This window comes from Methylobacterium sp. WL8 (assembly GCF_008040045.1).
Taxonomy (GTDB): Bacteria; Pseudomonadota; Alphaproteobacteria; order Rhizobiales; family Beijerinckiaceae; genus Methylobacterium; species Methylobacterium cerastii.
In genome coordinates this window covers 1-19,419 of the sequence record NZ_VRVF01000028.1, presented here as the reverse complement: position 1 = coordinate 19,419, position 19,419 = coordinate 1, and the positions used below count along the sequence as shown (strand labels likewise).

Sequence of the window (19,419 nt, the reverse complement as noted above, 5' to 3'; positions counted from 1 at the left end):
GATCCACCTACCCGTTTTGTCCGGCTCAGCCGCTCCTATGGGGACAAAGGCGTCATATTCCCTATCTTCCAAGTGGACATTCTGAGAGTGACGGATCGTTCGTCGAAGCGGACGACGCGAAAACCCCCTAGGAAGACTATCAGGAAGGATTCTCAGAGAGTCTGTTCTGAAGGTTATAAGGGGTAGCGAAAAACGCTACCCCGACAGGAGGTTGACCCGGGTTCTCGCATCCGACTCTGCGTGGTTCCGCATTCGACTCTGCGTGGGATCGCATCCGACTCTGCGCGGAATTCCCGCGGCGCCGCATCGGAGTCTGCGCGGATCCGCATGCGATTCGGCGTGATCCGGCCGGTTTTCCGGTGAGGAACGGGGACAAGTCGCAAGCTCCGGCCCGTATCGAACTCTGCGTGGTCGGCGGCCCGTCGCGGAGGCGCATCGAACTCTGCGTACGAGGCCTCGAGACACCCCCGCGCACCGGATGCCGTGCGGAAAGCCGGAGAGAGGACGGCTGAGGGGGGGAAGCGTGGATTGCCGGGATAACCGCCCTGCCCCCGAAGGACTCCGGCCCGGCGGGAGACTCCGGGCCGGTGAATCGTGCCATCACGGCCCACGCCTCGCAGGACCCTGCCGGGCGCTCGGGCTGCCGCTTGCGGCGGCGCCGGGAGGGATGGTCCGCCTACGGTGCGGTCGCGGAGTTTTCGGACGACACGCATGGGGATCGAGGACAGACTGGCCGGCATCCGCGACGCCGACCTCCGCGCGGAGGTCGAGGCGGCGCGTGGCGGCTTCCTGTTCGCCCAGATCGTCGAGCACATCCTCCACCGGCAGCAGGTCCGCGACGCGGAGGCCTCGGCCCAGGGCGCGGTCGCCGGGCGGCGAGCCGGGATGGGGCGGGACCAGCGCCGGCGCGACGCGGTGCGCGAGGTGATCGAGAACCAGCCGACCGTGCCGGAGAACCTCCAGCACATCCATTCGGTGCTGGCCTTGTGCGGCCTGCCCTATCGCGATCCCGGCCCGGTGCGGGAGTTCTCCCGCGATTATGGGCGCAACTCGCTCAACCTCGTCGCCGGCCGGCTGAAGAGCCCGGTCACCGGCGAGATGGAGCCGCAGGGCCTGCCCTACGGCCCGAAGGCGCGGCTCGTGCTGCTCCACCTTTGCACCGAGGCCGTGCGCCAGCGCAGCCCGACCATCGAGGTCGCCGATTCCCTGTCCGGCTTCATGCGCGAGATGGGGTTCGCCGTCACCGGCGGCGAGCGCGGCACGATCCGGCAGTTCAAGGAACAGCTCAACCGGCTCGCCGCCTGCTCGATGCAGATCGGCCTGTGGGACGGGCACGACCAGGCCAGCACCCTCAACGTGCCGCCGTTCCGCAGCCTCGACCTGTGGCGCCCGAGCGCGCGGGAGGGGGCGAGGGACGGGGAGGGCGCGGCCTGGTCCCGCACCGTGCAGTTCCACCAGGACTTCTACGACAACCTGATCCGGCACGCCCTGCCCGTCGACATCCGGGCGGCGCGGGCCTTCTCCGGCTCCGCGCGCAAGCTGGACCTGCTGTTCTGGGTCGGCTACCGCCTGCGCGCCCTGCAGCGACCCCTGCGGCTCACCTGGACGAACCTGCACGGGCAGTTCGGCGCCGAGAACGCCTGCATCCGCAGCTTCCGTCAGGCATTCAAGACCGACGTCGCGCATCTGTGCGAGGTGTTTCCCAAGCTGCCGGTCGCCCTCGACGACGGCGGCATGACCCTGCAGCCGGCCGATCCCGGCATGCTCCTCGTTCCGCCCCGCAAGGGAATACGGAAGATGCAGGCAGGGAAAGAGGGAGCCGTTTAGGGAATACCCGTGTATTCCAGCGATACGAGCTGCTCCGTCGTTGGGAACGAGCGTTCCATTCCCTGAAGCGTCACGAGCTGCCACCGCCTCTGCATCTTCCTTCCCTCTGGGAACGATGATATTCCATTTCTTCCATTGGAAGGAAAGCGCAGGGCGTGATGGAATTGTCGGAAGCGGAGATCGAGGCGCGCCTGTCGGACCTGCGCCGTCGGCGCGAGGCCCTCGATCGCGAGATCGCCGACCACGTCCTGTATCTCGAGCTCGGCCGGCGCCTGCGCGGCGCTGGCCCGGCCCCGGCCCAGTCCGAGGAGCGAGCCTCGGAGCTGCACGAACCGCCCGAGGCGGTCTTGCCGCGCGCGCCGGCCGCCATCCGAACCATGCCGGCCGCGCCCGAGCCGCCGCAGCGGGTGCCCGTCGCCTTCGAGGTCGATCCGGCAGGCGCGCGCCGCTACGGCCGCGCCCTGATCGAGGCCGCCTGCGGCATCCTCGTGCGGGCCGGTCGGCCGATGCATGCGGGCGAAATCCTGGAGGCGCTCGTCGCCGAGGGGTTCGCGGTCCCCGGCCAGGACCCGGTCGCGGCGCTGAACACCCGGTTGTGGAAGCGCTCGGGGCCGCACGGCTCGCTGCGGCGCCTGGGCGACGCGGTCTACGCGCCGGCGCTCGGGGCGGAGTAGGCGGGGCAGGGTAAGAATGAGGTGCGGGCGAAGCCGCGCCCGCTCCGGCCCTACGCGACGGTGTCGCGACCGGAGGCGGCGCGCTGCGCCCGGGCGGAGCGGAGATCCCGCCCGACCTCCAGCACGAACATCCGCAGGGAGACGATGCTGAACACCACGATGGCGCCGACCAGCATGGCGGAGACGAGGGTCTTGGCGGTCGCGACGTCCACGGCGAAAAATCCTGGTGGGGGAGAGGTTTGCGTTCCCGTCAGATGTGGGCCTCGCCTTCGCGGGGCACCACCGGGGCGCGGGCGGTGGCAGTCATGCGTTCGAATCAATCCTCGTGCGCTACGGCACGCGAGACCTGCATGAAACGCAATGAGGATGGAGAATTCGTGAACGTTTGCCGGTTCGCCCCCAGGTTCGCGCCGACGCCGGCCGCCATCGAGGTGTCGGCGCGCGAAATTCCGGGTCGAACCGGTCGGGTGCGGCGCCGCACGGCTGGTCCATCGCGGCAAATCCCGCGATAAGCCGCCCGGCGAGGGCAGGGCCTCGGCGGGAGGACGGCATGGTCGCCACGCGAGGCATTTCGCGGCACGGCGCGCGCGCAGGGCAGGTGGTGCGCAAGCGGTCGAGCCGGCACCGGGCGCGGCTCGCGGCGGCCCTCGTCGCGAGCCTCGCCGCCCTCCTGGCGCCGGCGCCATCGTCCGCCACCGAGGACGCCCCAGCCGGCGGGCCTCCGACGGTGGCGGGCTACTTCTACGTCGGCGGCCGCTACGAGCGCGTCGCCGACAAGACCGTGATGGTCGGCCAGATGTTCGTGCAGTCGCGGCGGCCCGCCACCGTCACGCAGCCCTGGCCGGTGGTGATGGTCCACGGCATCTCGCAGACCGGGGTCAACTTCCTCGGCACGCCGGACGGCCGGCCCGGCTGGGCCCAGCGCTTCGTCGAGAAGGGGTTTGCGGTCTACATCGTCGACCAGGTCGGCCGCGGCCGCTCCGGCACCAACCCGGAGGTCTACGGCCCCTACGCCCGGTTCTCCACCCGCGCCCTGGAGGAGACCTACACCGCCCAGGAGCTCTACGACCTGTTCCCGCAGGCCAAGCTCCACACCCAGTGGCCGGGCGGCCCCGGGGTGCAGGGGAACGCCGCCTTCGACCAGTTCTTCGCGAGCCAGGTGCCCTACCTCGCCGGCGCGCAGCAGACCGAGGAGCTGGTCGACCCGGCGCTGATCGCCCTGCTGGACAAGATCGGGCCCGCGGTGCTCGTCACCCACGGCCAGGCCGGGCTGTTCGGCTGGGCGGTCTCGGACGCGCGGCCCGACCTCGTGAAGGCGCACGTCGCGGTCGAGCCGAACGGGCCGCCCTTCTTCGACGTGCGCCTGCGCGGCGGCAAGGACTTCTACGAGAAGTCGGGCGACGGGCGCGCCCGCGCCTACGGCATCACCCGCGTGCCGCTGACCTTCGACCCGCCGGTGAAGTCGCCCGAGGATCTCGTGGTGATGCAGGCCAAGGCGCCCGCGGCCGAGGGGCGGATCCGCTGCTGGCTTCAGGGCGAGCCGGTGCGCAGCCTCCCGAACCTCGCCCGCGTGCCCGCGGTGATCGTCACCGCCGAGGCTTCGTTCCGCACGGCCGTCGACGACTGCACCACCGCCTTCCTCGCCCAGGCCGGCGCCCGGCCCGACAGCCTCAAGCTCGCCGAGGCGGGCCTGCGCGGCAACGGCCACATGATGATGCTGGAGAAGAACAGCGACGCGGTCGCCGACGCGCTGATCGGCTGGATCGCCGCGCGCCCGCGCTGAGGCCGGTCGAGACCGATCGAACCGAGCGAAGCCCGCGGTGCCGGAACCAACCGTGGCGTGCAGGCCACAGGCGGGCGCATCCGTCCGCCGAGGCCTTGTGCGCGCCAGGCCCTGGCCGTAACGAAGATCCAGAAAAGCCAATTAGAACATCAGTTTAGCATAATTCCAAACAACGCCGCGAAGCCTGTTTCGCAGCGATTGACCCCTGCTGTCCGCATCCTGGCAAGGCCCCTCAGTCCCATGTGTCGTTCCGCCCTCCGCCCAACTCCGGACCTGCGCAGTCTCGTGCTGGCCGGCGCCTCGCTGTTCGCGCTGGCGCCCCTCGTCCCGTCGGCCCCCGCGCAGGCGCAGGAGGCGACCGCGCCGCGCCGCGGCGTCGGCAACCCGCCCGCCGAGGCGAGCGTGCAGCTCGAGACGCTGACGGTGGAAGGCCGCGCCGGCCCGGCGTCGCCCGTGGCTTCCGGCGTCGGCGCGCGTGCGATCGAGAGCCCGACCGGGCCGGTGGACGGCTACGTCGCGACCCGCTCGGCCACCGCCACCAAGACCAACACGCCCCTGATCGAGACGCCGCAATCGATCAGCGTCGTCGGTCGCGAGCAGATCGATGCGCAGAAGGCCCAGACCCTGACCCAGGCGACGCAGTACGTCGCCGGCGTCTATTCCGGCACCTTCGGCGCCGATTCCCGCGTGGATTACTTCACCATCCGCGGCTTCGTCGCGAGCGATTACGGCATCTACCGTGACGGGCTGCAGCTCCTGAACTACGGCTTCGGGACCTTCAAGGCCGAGACCTTCGGCCTGGAGCGGATCGAGATCCTGCGCGGGCCGGCCGCGGTGCTGTTCGGCGCGGGCTCGCCCGGCGGCATCATCAACCAGATCACGAAGCGGCCGCCGCTGGATCCGTTCGGCTACGTCGAGGTCGGCGGCGGCTCGTTCGATCAGAAATACGCCGCCTTCGACGTCGGCGGCCCGGCCGACGAGTCCGGCCACTGGTTCTATCGGCTCACCGGCTTCGGCCGCTCCGGCGGCACCCAGGTCGACGGCGCTCCCGAGGACCGCGGCTACATCGCACCGGCCTTCACCTACAAGCCGGACGGGGCGACAAAGCTCACGGTGCTGACGAGCTACCAGTACGACAACACGGCCGTCACCGCGAACTTCCTGCCCTACTCCGGCACCGTGCGTCGGAACCTGTCGGGCCTGTACATCCCGCGCTCGCTCAATCTGGGTGACGCCGGCTTCAACACCTTCCGACGGCAGCAGGCTTTTGCCGGCTACGAGTTCGAGCACGCCTTCGACGAGACGTGGACCATCCGCCAGAACCTGCGCTACTCGTTCAGCGAAAGCTTCCAGAACTCGGATATCGGCCAGCTCGGCTACAGCAACGCCGCAGAGACCCGGCTTGCGCGCTACCAGTTCCTGACGTCGAGCAAGATCGGGCTGTTCCAGGTCGACAACCAGGCCGAGGCGCGCTTCTTCGACGGAATCTTCAAGCACGACCTGCTGATCGGCCTCGATTACAAGAATTTCCAGTTGCACGACAACCAGGGCACCAACTTCGCGGCAGGTTACGCCGTCCCCGACATCAGCATCATCAACCCGACCTACGGACCGGCGACAGGCCGCCCCTCGCCCTACCTCGTCAACGCGGATTCCTTCACGCAGCTCGGCCTGTACTTCCAGGACCAGATCAAGCTCACGGATCGCCTGACCCTCGTCCTCGGCGGCCGACAGGACTTCGCCGACAACCGGGTGGTCGACAAGCTCACTGCCGGGGCCGGCAGCAACGGCCGCAGCGATAGCGCCTTCACCTATCGCACGGCGTTGATCTACAACTACGATTTCGGGTTGGCGCCCTACGTCAGCTACTCGACCTCGTTCCAGCCGCTGCTCGGCACCGACATCAACAATCAGGCCTTCAAGCCGGAGACCGGCGACCAGATCGAAGGCGGCGTCAAGTTCGAGCCGCCGGGTGCGGGCTATTTCCTGACGCTGGCCGGCTTCGACATCCATCGCCAGAACGTGCAGACGCCTGTTCCGAACACCTTCTTCTCATCCCAGATCGGACAGGTCCGTTCCACGGGCTTCGAGGCGCAGTTCACCGCGACCCTCGCGGAAGGATTGAACGCGGTCGCCGCCTACACCGTCTACGGCTTGACCACGGAGAAGAGCGCCGACCCGACCACCCTCGGCAAGGTGCCGGTGAACATTCCCGAGAACTTCGCCTCGTTGTTCCTGGATTACACCATTCCCGCCGGCGAATGGCGCGGCTTCGGCTTCGGCGGCGGCGTGCGCTACGTCGGTCGATCCTACGCCGACACGGCCAACACCTTGCGGGTGCCGGAATACGTCCTGTTCGATGCGCAGGTGCACTACAACTGGGACCGGTGGCGGCTGGCCGTCAACGCGACCAACATCGCGGATCGCCGTTTCGTCTCCTCCTGCCAGTCGTCCTTCTCGTGCTTCTACGGCGACGCCCGCCGCGTGGTGGCGAGCCTCGCCTACAAGTGGTGATCCCCGCGCGGGCGGCGCGTGCCGCCCGCGTCGCCGGCTACGATTCCTGCTCCGACCCCGCGCGCGCCCGCTCTCGCAGCAGGTACTTCTGCACCTTGCCGGTGGAGGTCTTGGGCAGCTCGCCGAACACGATGGTCCGGGGCATCTTGTAGGCGGCGAGCCGGCCGCGGCACCAGCGGATCAGGTCGTCGGCGTCGGCCGACGCGCCCTCCTTCAGCTCGACGAAGGCGCACGGCGTCTCGCCCCACTTGTCGTCGGGCTTGGCGACGACGGCGGCGGCGGCGACCGCCGGGTGCTTGAACAGCGCGTCCTCGACCTCGATCGAGGAGATGTTCTCGCCGCCCGAGATGATGATGTCCTTCGAGCGGTCCTTGAGCTGCACGTAGCCGTCCGCGTGCTTCACGCCGAGGTCGCCGGTGTGGAACCAGCCGCCCCGGAACGCCGCCTCGGTGGAGGCCGGGTTCTTGAGGTAGCCACGCATCACCACGTTGCCGCGCATCATCACCTCGCCCATCGTTTTGCCGTCGGCGGGCACGGATTCGAGGGTCTCGGGGTCGCGCACGTCGAGGCCCTCGAGCACGGGATAGCGCACGCCCTGGCGCGCCTTCTTCGCGGCTTGGGCGTCGGCCGGGAGGTCGTCCCATTCGGCGTGCCAGGCGTTGACGACCGCCGGGCCGTAGCTCTCGGTCAACCCGTAGAGGTGGGTGACGGCGAAGCCCGCCTCGCGCATGCCCGCCAGCACCGCCTCCGGTGGGGGTGCGGCGGCGGTGAAGAACGCGACCCGGTGGGGCAGGGGCCGGCGCTCGGCGTCGGACGCGTTGATCAGGAGCTGCATCACGATCGGGGCGCCGCACAGGTGGGTGACGCCGTGCTCGGCCATCAGCGCGTACATCGCCCCGGCCCGGACCTGGCGCAGGCAGACGTGGGTGCCGGCCACGATCGACAGCGTCCACGGGAAGCACCAGCCGTTGCAGTGGAACATCGGCAGCGTCCAGAGATAGACGGGGTGCTGCCCCAAGGCCCCCGTGACGACGTTGCCGAGCGAGAGCAGGGCCGCGCCGCGATGGTGGTAGACCACGCCCTTCGGGTCGCCGGTGGTGCCGGAGGTGTAGTTCAGGCTGATCGCGTCCCACTCGTCGTCGGGCATCGCCCAGTCGTGCTCGGGATCGCCCTTCGCGAGGAACGCCTCGTAGTCGCAGGTGCCGAGGGCCTCGCCGGCGCCGGCATATTCCGGGTCGTCGTCATCGATCACCAGCAGGCTGCGCCCGGCCTGCGCCAGAGCCTCGCGCGCGATGCCCGAGAACTCGCGGTCGACGACGAGGACCTTGGCCTCGCCGTGCGCGAGGCAGAAGGCCAGCGCCGCCGCGTCGAGGCGGGTGTTGAGGGTGTTGAGCACGGCGCCGGCCATCGGCACGCCGTAGTGGCACTCGATCATCGCCGGGGTGTTGGCGAGCAGCACCGCGACGGTGTCCCCGCGACCGATCCCGTGGGCGGCGAGCGCCGAAGCCAGGCGGCGGCATCGGGCGTAGAGCTCGGCGTAGGAGCGTCGCAGCGACCCGTGGATCACCGCGACCTGATCGGGGAAGACCCGCGCCGCCCGGTCGAGGTAGCCAAGCGGCGTCAGGGGCTGGTGGTTGGCCGGGTTCCGGTCGAGGTCGCGGTCGTAGATCGTGTCGCGGCGCATGGCGGCCTCCGGGCCAAGGTGTCGCCGGGACAGTACCGCGCGCGGCTGCGGGGTCCAACGGCCCTCGGCCCACCGAAACCCGCTCCGATCAGTGGTGGCGTTCGGTCCGCCCCGGCCCGAGGGTGTGCGGCTCGTGCAGGAACTTGGCGAGCTCGAAGCCGATCTCGATCATCAGGCCGTCGACCAGCTTGGTCAGGTTCGCCTGCCCGAGGCCGTCGGCCAGCGCGCGCAGCGCGATGACGTGCTCGGCCATGCGGTTCACCAGGCGCTCCGCCTGGCGCAGGTCGGCCGACCTGTTCTCGGTGGTGTCGATGACGATGCCGCGCCCCTGCGCCGTCCCGTCGGCCGCGTTCCGCTCGACGCGGCCGCGGATCAGCAGCTTGCGCGTCCCGATCTCCGATTCGAGCGTGCGGAACTCGGCCTCGATCGGGCCGCCGACCTCGCCGGCCGCGTGAAGGCAGCTCTCGATCCTGGCGCGGTCTTCGGGATGGGTCCTGTCGAGGAAGGCGCCGAGCGACACGCCGGCGGCCGCGACCTCGGGATCGAGGCCGAGCAGGCCGGCGAAGTCGCCCGACAGCGCGAGGCGCCCCGCCCAGTGGTCGTGCACCCAGGCGCCGACGACGCCGGAGGCATCGAGGACCGCCCGGAGTTCGTCGTTCGGATGAGGGGGCGGGGCCTGTGTCATGCAACTCCTGAAGACCGATCCTCTAGAACGTAAACCTGAGGTATATTTACCACCACCGCGTCGAGGCCGGAAACCAATCTAATTCATCACCTGAGTTAAGAAAAGTGCCAAGACGTCCAGGACCGAAAAAACGAACTTGAGGTTGGCTTTGGATCCGCGTTCCGCGTCCGCCCTGCGCCGCGTCGTCGACGGATCCTTAGCTGGCGCTCGGCCGTGCGGCTCGGCCCGCGCCTGCGTTAACGGCCTCTTAACCATAACCGACGCGATATCGGGATCACGGCATCCCTGGGTCACAGGATCATCGCCTCGGCGCGGGTCTCTTGACGCTAGGTTGCTCCGAGCGCGTGCGCCGCAACTTCGCTTCGGCTCGCGAACGGAACGTCCGCAGGCCGATCTCGACCCAGGCAAGTCCTAGGCAAAGCAAGCCTCGGGCGAAGCGGGTCTTGCACGAAGCAAGCCTTGGATGAAGCAAGCCTTAGACGAAACAAGCCCTGGACACGGCAAGCCTGAACCGAGGACCACCCGATGAAAGCGATCACCTTCGTCACCCAGAAGGGGGGCAGCGGCAAGAGCACGCTCTGCATCTCGCTCGCGGTCGCCGCGCAGGAGGCCGGGCGCTCGGTCTGCATCCTGGAGATGGACCGCCAGGCCACGATCTCCGATTGGCTCGACCACCGCACCGCGGAAGGCCCCGAGGTCGCGCAGATCGACGCCACGCAGATCGACGCGGTGATGAACCAGCTTCGCGAATCGTCCTACGACTACGTCTTCATCGACACGCCCGGCGTCGATTCCACCGGCACCCTCTCGGCGATCCGCGCCGCCGACCTTTGCATCATCCCGTGCCGGCCGACGCCCGCGGACCTGCGCGCCTTCAAGCCGACCCTGGCCGCCGTGTACCGGCTCGAGAAGAAGTTCGCCTTCGTCCTCAACCAGACGCCGCCGCGCTCCTACCGCATCCGCGACGCGGCCGACGGCCTCGCGGTGCTGGGCATCCTGCCCGACGTCAACATCGTGGCGCGCACCGACCACCAGGACGCGATCGGCGTCGGCCAGGGCGTCACCGAGTTCAACCCGAAGGGGCAGGCGGCGGGCGAGGTGCGCCGGCTCTGGTCCTGGATCGAGAAGCGCACCCAGGCGGGCAAGGTGGGATCGGGGCAGGCGGTCTCGGGCAAGCTTGTTTCGGGCAAGGCGGTGAAGCATGTCGAAGCCGCCTAAGCTGAACCTCGCCTCGATCGTCGCGGCCTCGGCGCCCGCCACGCGCGGGGCGCCGCAGACCGCCGAGATCGTCCAGCTCGACCGCGGCGCAGCCCCGCAGAAGCGCGGCCCCGCCACCCTGAAGGAGCGCGCACGACAGATGTCGGTCTACCTCGAGCCGCCGGTCTACGACCAGCTGCGCGACCTCGCCTACGCCGAGCGCACGAAGATGCACGCGATCATGCTGGAAGCCCTCGACCTGCTGTTCAAGCAGCGCGGCGCCCGCTCGATCGAGCAGCTCTCGGAGCATCTCCCGCGCTGAGATCCGAGGCCTGCCCGGAAACCCCGCGGCCGAGGCGGCACGTCCGACCGGTCCCGTCGATGGGCCAGAACCCGCTTTCTGAATGTCAGTGCAACGCTTTGCTGCCGCATCCTCATGCGTCGACGGAGCGCGAAACCCTGTGAATCCCGTGAGCCGGACGCCCCGGCGCCCGGCCCGTTCAGGCTTCCTTTACGGCGTTCGGACAAGTGTCGGTTCGTTCGGTGGCCGTCCCCTTGTGCAGGGGGCGAACCGGATGCTCCGGCGCGACCGCTTCCCCGCGGGCCGGTGTCTCGGCACGTGGCGTACAGGCGGATCCGGTGGGCATGGCGCGTTCGACGCTTCTTCGAATCCCGGATTCGTGCCGCGGCCCGCTCCCCTTGCGGCGCCTGCTCGCGGTCTCGGCGATCGCGCTGGCCACCGCCAACTGCAGCACGAACCCGCAGAAGTTCGCCGGCCCCGCCGGCAACGGGCTCGACCCGAAATACGGCGTGAAGACCAGCCCGCGCCTCTACAACGAGGGCGACGTGATCCCGAAGGGCGGCGGACGCCGCTTCTCGGGCAAGCCCTACGTCGTCGCCGGCCGCACCTACGTGCCGAAGGAGGATGCCCGCGGCTACGTCCGCGAGGGGCTGGCCTCCTGGTACGGCGCCGCCTTCCACGGGCGCATGACCGCCAACGGCGAGGTGTTCGACCGGCACTCGATCGCCGCCGCCCACCCGACCCTGCCGCTGCCGAGCTACGTCCGCGTCACCAACACGGCCAACGGCTACTCGATGGTGGTGCGCGTCAACGACCGCGGCCCCTATCACGCCGACCGCGTCATGGACGTCTCGGAGGAGGTCGCCCGGGCGCTCGAATTCCACAACAAGGGCACGGCGCACGTGCGCGTCGCCTATCTCGGCAAGGCCTCGGTCGCCGGTTCCGACGACCGCAAGCTCCTGGCGACCCTGCGAACCGACGGCGTGCCGGCGGGCGGGCGCGCCCCGGTGATGGTGGCCGACCTCGGCCCCTCGGAGGAGCCGGAGCGGTTCTCGCGGACGGCGCCGGCGCCGCTGGCGTTCAAGCCGGCCCCCGAGCGCGAGGAGCGCGACGAGGCGCCCGCGCCGCGGCCGGTGCGCGCGCCGATTGTGCTGGCGCGCGCGGCGGTGGCCGTGCCGGCCGCGCTGCAGCCGATGGCCGTGCGCGGGCAGCCGTTCCGGCCGGAGCCGGTGCGGGTGGCCGGGCTCAACCCGTCCGCCGAGCGTGCGATCCCGGCTCAAGCCCCGGGCGCGAAGGTCCTCGGCCGCCCCGTGCCGGTCCGCCTCGCCGCGAACGCCCCCGCCGCGCCGCGGATGGCGCAGGCCGCGTCACCGCGGGCCCCGGCGGTCCGGGCGGGCGCGGTGCCGCCGGCGATGCCGCCCTCGGCCAAGCTCGCGCTGGCGCGTCTCACCAACGTCCCCGCCACCGCCACTACCCCTGGGGGCAAGGGGACGGCGCAGACGGCCGCGAAGGGCCGTCCCGACCTCGCGGCGAAGCCGGCGGCCAAGTTTGCCGACAAGTCACCTGACAAGCGCGGCGCGCGGCTCGCCGGGATCTACTGACGGGAGATCGGGCCCGAAAGCGCCCGGCCGGTCCCCGCGAAAGGGGCTCCCCGGGGCCTCGGAACGCCTCACGCAAGGCCATCTGAGATCGGGGGAATGCGCACCGTAGGGTGTGCGAGGCGGTGCGCTGCGTCATTTCGCATTCGATCCCGCGCGGAAACCGTAATATGGTCACGCTTGTTATGCGAGGCGGGATGTTCGGAAACGTGGCGGCCCGGCCGCACGGGAGTTGGTGATGCGCAGGACCTGGGTCTTCCTTCTGGCGGCGGCCTGCGCGCTGGCGGCGCCGGCCCGCGCCCAGGTCTTCCAGACCGCGGCGCCGCACGCGATCCTGGTCGACGCCGATTCCGGCTCGGTGCTGTTCGAGAAGGCGGCCGACGAGCCGTTCGCCCCGGCCAGCATGGCCAAGCTGATGACCACCGACATCGTGTTCGACGCCCTGAAATCGGGCCGCCTGAGCACGGACACCGAGTTCACGGTCACCGAGGACGCGTGGCGCCGGGGCGGGGCGGGGGGCGGCGGCTCGTCGATGTTCGCTCAGGTCAACAGCCGCATCAAGATGCAGGACCTGCTGCGCGGCCTCGTGGTCCAGTCGGGCAACGATGCGGCGATCACCATCGCCGAGAACATGGCCGGCTCCGAGGAGGCGTTCGCCGGCATCATGAACCAGCGCGCGAAGGAGATCGGGCTGACGCGCTCGACCTTCCGCAACGCCACCGGCTACTCGGCGCCCGACCAGCGGGTCACCGCGCGCGACATGGCCAAGCTGGCCGCGCACATCATCGACACCTACCCGGACCTGTACAAGATCTTCTCCGAGCGCGAGTTCACCTGGAACAAGATCAAGCAGCAGAACCGCAACCCGCTGCTCGCCCTCGACATCGGAGCCGACGGGCTCAAGACCGGCTACCTCGAGGAATCCGGCTACGCGCTCACCGGGTCGGCGGTGCAGAACGGCCAGCGCCTGATCATGGTGATCTCCGGCCTCAAGACGGCGCGGGACCGCGCGGCCGAGGCGCGCAAGCTGATGGAGTGGGGGTTCCGCGCCTTCGAGCCGCGGCAGGTCTTCACCCCCGGCGAGACCGTGGCCGAGGCCTCGGTGTTCGGGGGCGCGTCGGGGTCGGTCCCGCTGGTCGCCAAGAAGCCGGTGCGGGTGCTGCTGCCGCGCGGGTCGTCCGACCGCGTCACCGCGCGCGCGGTCTACCAGGGACCTCTCGTCGCCCCCGTGACGGAGGGCCACGAGGTCGGCCGCCTCAGGATCATGCGCGGCGACGCGGTCGCCCTCGACCAGCCGCTCTACGCGGGCGCCTCGGTGGAGGCCGGCACGCTCCAGCAGCGCGCGATGGACGCCGCGCTCGAATTCAGCACCGGCATCGTCCGCCGCGCCTTCGACAAGGCGGGCAAAGGCGACAGGACCGGCGATAAGACCAGTGACAAGTCCGCCAACCCGTCGTGACGACGGAGAGGCGCGGCGGCTCCGTTCAGCCATGACCGCTCCGACACCGCCGGGCGTCTTCATCACCTTCGAGGGCGGGGAGGGGGCCGGCAAGTCGACCCAGGTGGCCCGCCTCGCCCGGGCGCTCGCCCCGCATCGCACGGTCACGACCACCCGCGAGCCGGGCGGCTCGGTCCGCGCCGAGGAGATCCGCACCGCGCTGCTCGCCGGAATCGCCAAGCCCTACGGACCGTTCGCCGAGGCGCTGCTGTTCTCGGCCGCCCGCATCGACCACCTCGACCGGCTGGTCCGCCCGGCCCTGGCCTCCGGCGAGGTGGTCCTGTGCGACCGCTTCATGGACTCGACCCGCGCCTACCAGGGGGCCGCGGGCGGCCTCGACGCCATCGCCGTGGCGGCGCTCGAGCGCGTCGTCGTCGGGCCGACGCGGCCCGACCTCACCCTGGTCTTCGACCTCGACCCTGAGATCGGTCTGGCCCGCGCGCGGGCGCGCGCGGCTGGTCAGAGGGCGTCGCAAGAGGCATCACAAGAGGCGTCGCAGGCAGGGCAGGGCGCCCCGGACCGCTTCGAGGCCGAGGATCTTGCCTTCCACCGCCGCCTGCGCGACGCCTTCCGGGCGATCGCGGAGGCCGAACCCATGCGCTGCGTCCTCGTCGACGCGGCGCAGGACCCCGATGCGGTCGCGCAGGCGGTCCGGCGGGCGGTCGCCGCACGCCTGCCCGATCTCCTCGACGACACCGAAGGCCGTACCGATGCCGCCTGAGCGCGCGCCCGACGACGTCGAGCCCGGCGACCTCGCCGGCATCGTCCGCCCGCGCGAGACCACGCGCCTCGTCGGCCATGCCGAGGCGGAGGCCGCCTTCGCCGAGGGCATCGCCTCGGGTCGCCTGCACCATGCCTGGCTGATCGGCGGCCCCGCCGGCATCGGCAAGGCGACCCTGGCCTACCGCGTCGCCCGCCGGCTGCTCGCCGACCCCGAGGGCGTCTCGCGTGCGCCCGGCCTCGACGTCGCCGCGAACGATCCGGTGGTCGGTAAGATCGCGGCGCTCTCGCATCCGAACCTCGTGGCCCTGCGCCGCCATCGGGTGCCGACCGCCAAGACGCTGCCGACCAAGATCCCGGTCGACGCGGTGCGCAAGGCCCTGGAGCTGTTCGGCTCCACCGCGGGCAATGCCGGCTACCGCATCTGCATCGTCGACAGCGCCGAGGACCTGAACGCCAACGGCGCCAACGCGCTCCTGAAGATGCTGGAGGAGCCGCCAGTCCGCGCGCTGTTCCTCATCGTCAGCCACGCGCCGGGCCGACTGCTGCCGACGATCCGCTCGCGCTGCCGCGCCCTCGCGCTCCGGCCGCTGGACGCGGCCTCCGTCTCGGCGGTGGTGTCCGGTTTCCCCGCCCCGTTCCCGGCCCCGTTAGCCGAGGCGCTCGCCCGCGCCGCCGACCTGTCCGAGGGCTCGGTGGCCCGGGCGGTGGCGATGCTCGACCCGGCGATGCAGGGGCTGGTCGCCGAGATGGAGACCCTGCTGTCGCGCGCCGGGCATCCGGATTGGGGCCGCGTCCTCAAGCTCGCCGACAAGCTCGCCGGGCGCGAGGCCGAGCCCCTGTTCGCAGCCGGGCTGGAGACCGTCGAGCGCTTCGTCTCGGCCGAGCTCCATCGCCGCCGGGCGGAGCCGCCGGCCCGCCTTGCGGCCCTGGTCGAGGTGTGTGAGAAGTTCGGCCGTACGGCGCGCGAGGCCGCGACCTACAATCTCGATCGCCGGCCCGTGGTCCTGTCGCTGTTCGCGGACCTCGCAGGCGCCGTGCGGACCGGCTAGAGCATCGTCCCGACGGATCGGCGCCGATCCTTCAGAGCCGTGTATCCGGGAATGTCCGACGTGACCGCCAAAACCTTCAGCATCACCACGGCGATCTCGTATCCCAACGGCGCGCCGCATATCGGCCACGCCTACGAGGTGGTCGCCACCGACGCGATCGCCCGCTTCAAGCGCCTCGACGGCTACGACGTGCTGTTCACCACCGGCACCGACGAGCACGGCCTCAAGATCCAGCAGACGGCGTCGCGCGCGGGCACCACGCCGCGGGCCTTCGTCGACGGCATGGCGGCCCGCTTCCAGGCGGTGGCCGACCGCCTCGACTGCGCCTACGACCGCTTCATCCGCACCACGGAACCTGCCCACACCGCCGCCGCCCAGGCGCTCTGGCGGCGGATGGAGGCCAACGGCGACATCTACCTCGACACCTATGCCGGCTGGTACTCGGTCCGCGACGAGGCCTATTACGGCGAGGACGAGACCCGCCTGCTCGAGGACGGCACCCGCCGCTCGCTCGCCACCGACACCCCCGTGGTGTGGATGGAGGAGGAGAACTTCCTGTTCCGTCTCTCGGCCTATGCGGACAGGCTCCTGGCGCTCTACGAGACGCAGCCCGACTTCATCGGCCCCGAATCGCGGATGAACGAGGTCGCGAGCTTCGTCCGCTCCGGCCTCAAGGACCTGTCCGTCAGCCGCACCACCTTCGACTGGGGCGTGCCGGTGCCCGACCGGCCGGGCCACGTCATGTACGTCTGGGTCGACGCGCTGACGAACTACCTCACCGTCACCGGCTTCCCCGACGAGGCCGACGAACGGCGCAGGTTCTGGCCGGCGGACCTGCACGTCATCGGCAAGGACATCGTCCGCTTCCACGCGGTGTACTGGCCGGCCTTCCTGATGTCGGCCGGGCTGCCGCTGCCCAAGCGCGTCTTCGGCCACGGCTTCCTGCTCTCGAAGGGCGAGAAGATGTCGAAGTCGCTCGGCAACGTCCTCGACCCGATCGACCTCGCCGACACCTACGGCGTCGACGCCGTGCGCTACTTCGTGCTGCGCGACGTGCCGTTCGGCGGCGACGGCAGCTACAGCCACGAGGCGATCATCACCCGCATCAACGCGGACCTCGCCAACGACCTCGGCAACCTCGCCCAGCGCTCGCTCTCGATGATCGCCAAGAACCTGTCCGGCGTGGTCCCGGAGCCCGGCGCCTTCACGGAGGCCGACCGGACCCTGCTCGCCGCCGCCGACGCCCTGCCGGCGCGGGCGCGGGCGCTGATGGACGACCTCGCGCTGCATGCCATCCTCGCCGAGATCTGGGCGGTGGTGGCCGACGCCAACCGCTACTTCGCGTCCGAGGAGCCGTGGAAGCTGAAGAAGACCGATCCGGAGCGGATGGGCACGGTGCTCTACGTCACCGCGGAGGTGCTGCGCGCGGTCGGCATCCTGGTGCAGCCCTTCGTGCCGCGCTCGGCCGCGAGCCTGCTCGACGTGCTGGCGGTGCCGGCCGGCCGGCGCGACTTCGCCCACGTGGGGGAGGGCGCCCGCCTGGCCCCCGGAACGCCGCTGCCGGCGCCGAGCCCGATCTTCCCGCGGTTCGAGAAGCCCGAGGCCCCGGCCGCCTGAGCCGGCCGTCTCCGCCGCATCGAATCCGCCGAACGAACCCCTCGCCCAGGCTCCCGGACCGCATGCTCGTCGACAGCCACTGCCATCTCGACTTCCCCGATTTCGCCGCCGACCTCCCCGGCGTGATCGCCCGGGCGAAGGCCGCCGGCGTCGGCGGGATGCTCACGATCGCGACGCGGGTCGCCAAGGCCGACACCTACCGCGCCATCGCCGAGGCCCACCCGGAGGTCTGGTACACGGTCGGCACCCATCCGCACGGGGCCGCCGAGGAGCCGGACGTCGCGCCGGACGTCATCGCCCGGCTCGCCGACCACCCGCGCTGCGTCGGCATCGGCGAGGCGGGGCTCGACTACCATTACGCGGACGCGGCGCCCGCAATGGTCCAGGAGCAGGTGCTGCGCGCCCACATCGAGGCCGCCCGCGTTACCGGGCTACCGCTGGTGATCCACGCCCGCGACGCCGACGAGCACATGGAGCGGGTGCTCGCCGACGAGATGGGCCGCGGCCGGTTCTCGGCGGTGCTGCACTGCTTCTCGTCCGGCGCGCGGCTGGCCGAGGCCGGGGTCGAGCTCGGCCTCTTCGTCTCGTTCTCGGGGATCGTCACCTTCCGCCGCTCCACCGCGTTGCGCGACATCGCCAGGCAGGTGCCGCACGATCGCATCCTGGTGGAGACCGACGCGCCGTTCCTCGCCCCCGAGCCGCATCGCGGGCGGACCAACGAGCCGGCCTACACCGCCGACACCGCGCGATCGCTTGCCGCAACCCTCGGCCTCGACGCGGAGGCCTTCGCGCGCCTCACCAGCGCGAATTTCCATCGCCTGTTCGCCAAGACGCAGCCGAAGGCAGGCGCGCCCGCGTGACAACCGGCGCCGTCCTCGGATACCACCCGAGCCGGAGGTCCGGATGGCGACGCTGACTTTGCGCATCCTCGGTTGCGGCTCGTCCGGCGGCGTGCCCCGCGTCGGCTACGGCTGGGGCGCCTGCGACCCGCGCGACCCGAAGAACCGCCGCCGCCGCTGCTCGATCCTCGTCGCGCGCCGGGAGGCCGACGCCGCCACGACGCTCCTCATCGACACCTCGCCGGACCTGCGCGAGCAGCTGCTCGACGCGGGCGTGACGCGGCTCGATGCGGTGCTGTTCACCCATGCGCATGCCGACCACACCCACGGCATCGACGACCTGCGCCCCCTGGTGATCCAGATGCGCGCGCGCATCCCGGTCCACGCCGACGCGCTGACGAGCGACCTGCTCCGGGCACGCTTCGGCTACTGCTTCACGAAGCCGCCGGGCAGCGCCTACCCGCCGATCCTCGACCTTCGCGACCTGCCGCACCACGAGACCGTCGCGGTGCAGGGGCAGGGCGGGGCGATCGAGGCGGAGGCGTTGCCGGTGGAGCACGGCAACGAGGCGGCCCTCGGCTTCCGTCTCGGGCCGGCCGCCTACATCCCGGATCTCAGCCTGCTGCCGGACGCGTCGCGCGCGCGCCTCCACGACCTCGACCTGCTGATCATCGATGCCCTGCGCGAGACCCCGCACCCGACCCACTATTCGGTCTCGGAGGCGCTGGCGCTGATCGACGACGTGCGCCCGCGCCGCGCGATCCTCACCAACCTGCACACCGACCTCGACCACGCGACCCTGGCGGCCAAGCTCCCGCCCGGCGTGGTGCCCGCCTACGACGGGCTGACCGTGACCCTCGACCTGCCCGCTTAGAACGGCTCGACGCCGAAGGCGGGGAGGTGAAGGCGCTCCGGACCCGTGGAACGCGATCACCCTGGCCACCACGACGGTAGAAGCGGCGGGGTCACGTCGATCGATCCGGCAAACGAAACCGAGCGCTTTTGCAGACGCCGCTCGACCAGGAAGACCTGACGATCGAGAGACACCATCCGGCGGCACAGGCCGGATCCAGGGCCCCGTCACATGCCTGTCGCGGATTTTTCGGATTCTTTGCGCCCCCCTGTTGACGGGCGTCTGCGTGGTCCGTATACCCCGCTCATCGGCAACGGGGCGGCGGCGACGCGGACCTTTCGGAGCCGGTATCACCTCCGATGGATTGGCTGGGCAGGCCGGTGAAAACCGGACGCTCTGCTGTTTTTGTCGGTTGTGAGTGTCGGGTCCGGATTTCAGCGCTGCTGAAAACGGGGTTGACAGGGGATTTAGGTGGGCTTAGACGCCTCCCACCGCTGAGGCGGACCACCGAGTGGTTGGTTCGGTATCACGGTTCTCCAAGACGGGCAAGGTGGTTTGGGGTTGATAGCCCTGGATT

Annotated in this window: 16 protein-coding genes; 13 read left to right on the top strand and 3 right to left on the bottom strand. The window is 70.7% G+C overall.

Going from position 1 to position 19,419, the window contains the following annotated elements; translation table 11 throughout:
* Window positions 1-711: 711 nt before the first annotated feature.
* Together FV234_RS12120 and FV234_RS12115 are read left to right on the top strand one after the other, a co-directional pair.
* Window positions 712-1,827, top strand: coding sequence for a replication protein RepA (locus FV234_RS12120; RefSeq protein WP_147763082.1), 1,116 nt, complete (start codon window positions 712-714; stop codon window positions 1,825-1,827).
* Between the two features lie 158 nt (window positions 1,828-1,985).
* Window positions 1,986-2,501 carry a hypothetical protein gene (locus FV234_RS12115; RefSeq protein ID WP_147829530.1) on the top strand — a complete coding sequence of 172 codons (516 nt, stop codon included), beginning with the start codon at window positions 1,986-1,988 and terminating at the stop codon, window positions 2,499-2,501.
* Window positions 2,502-2,551: 50 nt separating this feature from the next.
* On the opposite strand, the gene FV234_RS26200 is transcribed toward FV234_RS12115, so the two are convergent.
* A complete protein-coding gene (locus FV234_RS26200; protein WP_187273662.1) occupies window positions 2,552-2,713 on the bottom strand; it encodes a hypothetical protein in 162 nt (53 codons plus the stop codon).
* Between the two features lie 338 nt (window positions 2,714-3,051).
* Between FV234_RS26200 and FV234_RS12110 the strand changes: the two genes are divergently transcribed.
* Together FV234_RS12110 and FV234_RS12105 are read left to right on the top strand one after the other, a co-directional pair.
* Window positions 3,052-4,284 (top strand): alpha/beta hydrolase, encoded by a 1,233-nt coding sequence (locus FV234_RS12110; RefSeq protein WP_147829495.1) that lies wholly within the window; start codon window positions 3,052-3,054, stop codon window positions 4,282-4,284.
* A gap of 240 nt (window positions 4,285-4,524) precedes the next feature.
* Window positions 4,525-6,798 (top strand): TonB-dependent siderophore receptor, encoded by a 2,274-nt coding sequence (locus tag FV234_RS12105; RefSeq protein ID WP_147753337.1) that lies wholly within the window; start codon window positions 4,525-4,527, stop codon window positions 6,796-6,798.
* A 37-nt stretch (window positions 6,799-6,835) separates the two neighbouring features.
* On the opposite strand, the gene FV234_RS12100 is transcribed toward FV234_RS12105, so the two are convergent.
* Window positions 6,836-8,482, bottom strand: a complete 1,647-nt coding sequence (locus FV234_RS12100) for an acyl-CoA synthetase (RefSeq protein WP_147829493.1) — start codon at window positions 8,480-8,482, stop codon at window positions 6,836-6,838.
* An 88-nt stretch (window positions 8,483-8,570) separates the two neighbouring features.
* A complete protein-coding gene (locus FV234_RS12095) occupies window positions 8,571-9,167 on the bottom strand; it encodes a PAS domain-containing protein (RefSeq protein ID WP_147829491.1) in 597 nt (198 codons plus the stop codon).
* A gap of 525 nt (window positions 9,168-9,692) precedes the next feature.
* Between FV234_RS12095 and FV234_RS12090 the strand changes: the two genes are divergently transcribed.
* The 9 genes from FV234_RS12090 (at window position 9,693) to FV234_RS12050 (ending at window position 18,863) form a co-directional block, all read left to right on the top strand.
* Entirely contained in the window at window positions 9,693-10,385 is a 693-nt protein-coding gene (locus FV234_RS12090; RefSeq protein ID WP_147753340.1) for a ParA family protein, read from the top strand.
* A complete protein-coding gene (locus FV234_RS12085) occupies window positions 10,369-10,686 on the top strand; it encodes a ribbon-helix-helix domain-containing protein (protein ID WP_147753341.1) in 318 nt (105 codons plus the stop codon). The genes FV234_RS12090 and FV234_RS12085 overlap by 17 nt, the downstream gene beginning before the upstream one ends.
* 323 nt (window positions 10,687-11,009) lie before the next feature.
* Window positions 11,010-12,266, top strand: coding sequence for a septal ring lytic transglycosylase RlpA family protein (locus tag FV234_RS12080; protein WP_147829489.1), 1,257 nt, complete (start codon window positions 11,010-11,012; stop codon window positions 12,264-12,266).
* A gap of 235 nt (window positions 12,267-12,501) precedes the next feature.
* Window positions 12,502-13,722 carry a D-alanyl-D-alanine carboxypeptidase family protein gene (locus FV234_RS12075; RefSeq protein ID WP_147829487.1) on the top strand — a complete coding sequence of 407 codons (1,221 nt, stop codon included), beginning with the start codon at window positions 12,502-12,504 and terminating at the stop codon, window positions 13,720-13,722.
* 31 nt (window positions 13,723-13,753) lie between these two features.
* Window positions 13,754-14,482 carry a dTMP kinase gene (gene tmk, locus FV234_RS12070; RefSeq protein ID WP_147829485.1) on the top strand — a complete coding sequence of 243 codons (729 nt, stop codon included), beginning with the start codon at window positions 13,754-13,756 and terminating at the stop codon, window positions 14,480-14,482.
* Window positions 14,472-15,533 (top strand): DNA polymerase III subunit delta', encoded by a 1,062-nt coding sequence (locus tag FV234_RS12065; protein WP_147829483.1) that lies wholly within the window; start codon window positions 14,472-14,474, stop codon window positions 15,531-15,533. Before tmk ends, FV234_RS12065 begins: the two co-directional genes overlap by 11 nt.
* A 51-nt stretch (window positions 15,534-15,584) precedes the next feature.
* Window positions 15,585-17,150: a methionine--tRNA ligase gene (gene metG / locus FV234_RS12060; RefSeq protein WP_147829481.1), complete on the top strand. Its 1,566-nt coding sequence runs from the start codon at window positions 15,585-15,587 to the stop codon at window positions 17,148-17,150.
* 62 nt (window positions 17,151-17,212) lie between these two features.
* On the top strand, window positions 17,213-18,010 hold the full coding sequence (locus FV234_RS12055; protein ID WP_147754283.1) for a TatD family hydrolase: 798 nt from the start codon (window positions 17,213-17,215) through the stop codon (window positions 18,008-18,010).
* 43 nt (window positions 18,011-18,053) lie between these two features.
* Window positions 18,054-18,863, top strand: coding sequence for an MBL fold metallo-hydrolase (locus FV234_RS12050; protein ID WP_147829479.1), 810 nt, complete (start codon window positions 18,054-18,056; stop codon window positions 18,861-18,863).
* Window positions 18,864-19,419 lie beyond the last annotated feature (556 nt).